A 3,559-nucleotide genomic window follows, 5' to 3' on the forward strand; every position below is an offset into this window, starting at 1 on the left:
CAGCGAAAATATTAGTGCACCTGAGAGTAATGTTAGCTTTTTCATGGTCATCCTTGATTTTTTGGTTTAGTCGGCATCAGATCAACGTTACAACTAAATTTACTACTCAGTGAGGAACCTAATTTATCATTAGGAAGAGTCTCTAACGTTGGTGAGTTATTTAGTTGGTTAAACAATGCATCAGCCTTAATATCTACTTCATGAATTTGTGCATCTGAGTAATGATGTTTATCTTTTAGCCAAATAAATGAGTAGCCTAATGGATTGCTTTTCACTAAAACGTCTTCAGGTACACCGAATTTTAACATTCCTTTATAAAAGGCATCCTCTATCCATGTTTGCCTTACGTTATAAAACTCACCAGCGCTATTTACTTGGTATTTTTCTGCATCATAGTAAGTACTTTTTATGTAAATAGCATTATCGGTACTTATTATTGTATAATCCTTAGAGCTCGAGCTATTACTTGCATGGAATTTAATATTGCTAAATGTTTTCCCACCATCGTTACTGACTGACAATATGCTGTAAGCACAGCCTCTTAGCGGGTCGCCGCATGCATCGTTATCACCACGAACAAATGGCAGAGCCAGTATGTCATCGTTTTTCGCGGCCCAGATAAACTTGCCTTTATAATTCATTGTTCCCCTGGAAAGGAACCAGAGTTTGGTTTTTATTTTCTTATTATCATTATGATAATAAATCGAACCATCATCGCAGTTGGTATAATCCTCCAGCGTGAGATAGCGATCTTTATCAATGCGATAAATCACCTGAGGTGGATTAGGGATGGTTTGTACTGCCCGCTTTTCGGGCTGCGTTGATGTTTGCACCGGAGGCGGTGGCACGGCACAGCTATTCAGGCTGGACAGCGAAAATATTAGTGCACCTGTGAGCAATGTTAGCTTTTTCATATCCGGTCCTTGACGTTGTTATTCGCCATCCAGCAAGGAAATGACCATATCCTGCGCGGCCTGGGATTTAGTGAGAGAGGTCATGCCTTTTTCATCGGTCAGCCCTTCGATAATCTGCACATCATCCAGCGTGATTTTATATTTCTGGGAAGCCAGCGGTTTGCCATTAAGCGGATGAGTCACGACAAACCCTTCATTGAATTGTTCGGGCTCAAACGATTTCATCGCGCTCTGCATGCTGGCTGCGCTTTGCTTGACGATGCCGCTATTTTTCACGAGCAATTTACCTGGTCCGCCAATTTCGACGTTTCCGCCTTTTAGCTTGATGTAGGCTCCGCCGCAGATCAGAACCAGCTCGTCCTGCGCGGTCACCGTCATTTTTTTGCCACTGGCAATATGCGTATCGTCCGTTGACCAGGTGGTGAATTTCCCGCCCTGCGCCTGAACGTCGATATCGCCTTTGGCGGCAAACATTTTTGTACCCTGACGGCTGTAGAGGCTGATTTGCTCACCAGCCGCGACGGTGAATTTCTTCGTTGCGCCGATATCCACCTGCTTACCGGCGGTCAGCGTCAGGCTGTCTTCGGCGTACAGCTGCATACTGTCCCCGCTGACAATACCCACGCCTTTGGGTGCGCTTAAAAGCAAAACGGCCTGCTGAAGCTTGTCGAGTTTCTGCTGCAGTAACGTCTGTTGCCGGTCGATGTCGGCGGCTAATGCCTGAGCCTGTTGAGCACTGGTCGACAAACTTTGCATTTCCACCCTCGCGCTGGAAAGCAGGGCTTTGGCCTGTTGCATATCCAGCTGCTGCCCCCCGGCGGAAGCCTGCACGTCGGCAGAAATAAACACGCCTTTGCCGCCGCGAACGGACACCCAGTCGTCGGTGCGCAGCTCTGCGCCGTGTCCGCGGTCTTTTCGCTTGTCATCGACCAGTGCACCGAGGTTCAGCTGGCTTTTGCCGCTGGCAGGCGTCGAAAGCTTGATGTGTTCTTTGCCGCGCGTGTCGTCGAGACGCAGTTTGTTGTTTGCCGGGGTGCGTATGACGTTCCGCTTATAATTCGGTAACGCAACATGATCCGGGTGACGTGAATCATGCAGTGCGTAAGCGATGTAAGGCCGGTCAACGTCGCCGTTCTCGAACGCAATCGCCACGCCGGTGGAATCCAGCAGCGGCATATGAAATCCGTAAGTATCCCCGGAATAGGGCCTGGCTAAACGCAGCCAACAGCTTTCAAAACCTTTCTGCCATGCGGTGCGGTCGAAGCCAAACTGTGCGCGGTATAAACCGTCGGCGTTGATGTGGGCGTAAGGTTCATCCGGATGGGCGCTGGAGATACGGGCAGGGAGCGTGCCGGTGACGGTCGGCCACGGCAGCAGAGCAGGGCGATAAGGATGTTGGGTATTGCGCGGAACGGCGGTGAAGGTGACGAAATACGCCGTGTCGCGGGCGACGTTTTTAGATTCTGTGGAAACAATCAGCAGGCCGTCCGGCGCTTCAGGCCAGTCCTTGCCCGGCGTGGTGATGAGCATCCCCGGCCGCAGCGTCATGCAGTTGGATTTACCCTCGAACGTGATTTGCTCACTGAGGTAGCGCTCCTGACGGCGTTTCGCGTACCACATGCCCTGACCGGGCTCGCTGCTGTATTCCTTGCCAGGCTCGGGATAATACTCGCCCCAGCGGTAATCCTCGGCGACCAGCGCCGGATAGTCCGGGTTAGTGGCGGTCGTGGCGGTCATATCGCTTTGCGCATTTGGATAAAAATCGTCGTTTACCGTCACCGACTTGGGAATCGATTTACGGCTGACCGACATCTCCCAGACCGATTCCAGCCCGCCGTCGAACATGCCCGCCGGGTTGCGGAACGGAATGGCCACCGGCTCCGGCCAGGCGTAGGAATGGTCTGCCAGCACCATCACGTCGCAGTTGTTTTCCTCATCGTATTCAAAGAAATACGAGATACCGCTGTCGGCCAGGCGGCGAGCGATGTGCGCATATTCGCTTTCGCCGAACTGCATCATGAATTTTTTCAGCGGGTACTGGTCGTTCAACGCAAACCGAAAATCCAGCCGGTCCATGTTGTAACGCAGGAAGGTGTTTTCGGTCATGCTGATGACGCTGTCGTTCTGGTAAACCGCGTTATTGCTGCCCTGATTTAAGCGGGTGAGGCGGTGTTCCAGCGTCGCGACGTAGCGGGTTTCGTCGGCAGACGTGCTGCACTGGCGAAACTGCGTGATGACGCCGGGAATAATGCGTGGTATCACCGGTTCCCACGGCTTGCCGTCGGGGTACATCAGGAACAGGGCGGAATAGTTGATGATGTGTCGGGCGGGAATGTCTTTCACCGCGCTGGTGAATTCAATCTCATAGCGCAGGATACCGCTGATGGCTTCGGTGCCGCTGAACTTGAGCACCGAGATATCGACGCCGGGTTGCTGTGATTCGAGCCGTGTCAGCCGTAGCTGGTAATGATTATGGATAGGTAATTTACTGCCGGCAAGAATGTATTCCTGAATGCCCATCGTTTAAGTCCCTTTTACACAGGCCGTAAACCGGTGACTCCCTGTGAATTATTCCGTTATCCCGCCACCGTCCGCGGTGAGGTTACCTGAGATGGTTTTTACTTAAGTCAAATTGTGGTGGTGTG

Annotated in this window: 2 protein-coding genes; both read right to left on the reverse strand. The window is 51.6% G+C overall.

What is annotated here, in order from left to right; all coding sequences use genetic code 11:
• Positions 1–47: 47 nt before the first annotated feature.
• Positions 48–914 carry a hypothetical protein gene (locus tag CWS43_RS27035; RefSeq protein WP_101080198.1) on the reverse strand — a complete coding sequence of 289 codons (867 nt, stop codon included), beginning with the start codon at positions 912–914 and terminating at the stop codon, positions 48–50.
• A gap of 18 nt (positions 915–932) precedes the next feature.
• Entirely contained in the window at positions 933–3,434 is a 2,502-nt protein-coding gene (locus CWS43_RS27040; RefSeq protein ID WP_101080199.1) for a type VI secretion system Vgr family protein, read from the reverse strand.
• Positions 3,435–3,559 lie beyond the last annotated feature (125 nt).

This window comes from Rahnella sp. AA, from assembly GCF_002834385.1.
Classification (GTDB): Bacteria; Pseudomonadota; Gammaproteobacteria; order Enterobacterales; family Enterobacteriaceae; genus Rahnella.

What these genes read in the sequence shown, in the direction of transcription:
- CWS43_RS27035 (WP_101080198.1), bottom strand. Translation starts at nt 914, where the DNA reads ATGAAAAAGCTAACATTGCTCACAGGTGCACTAATATTTTCGCTGTCC.
- CWS43_RS27040 (WP_101080199.1), bottom strand. Translation starts at nt 3,434, where the DNA reads ATGGGCATTCAGGAATACATTCTTGCCGGCAGTAAATTACCTATCCAT.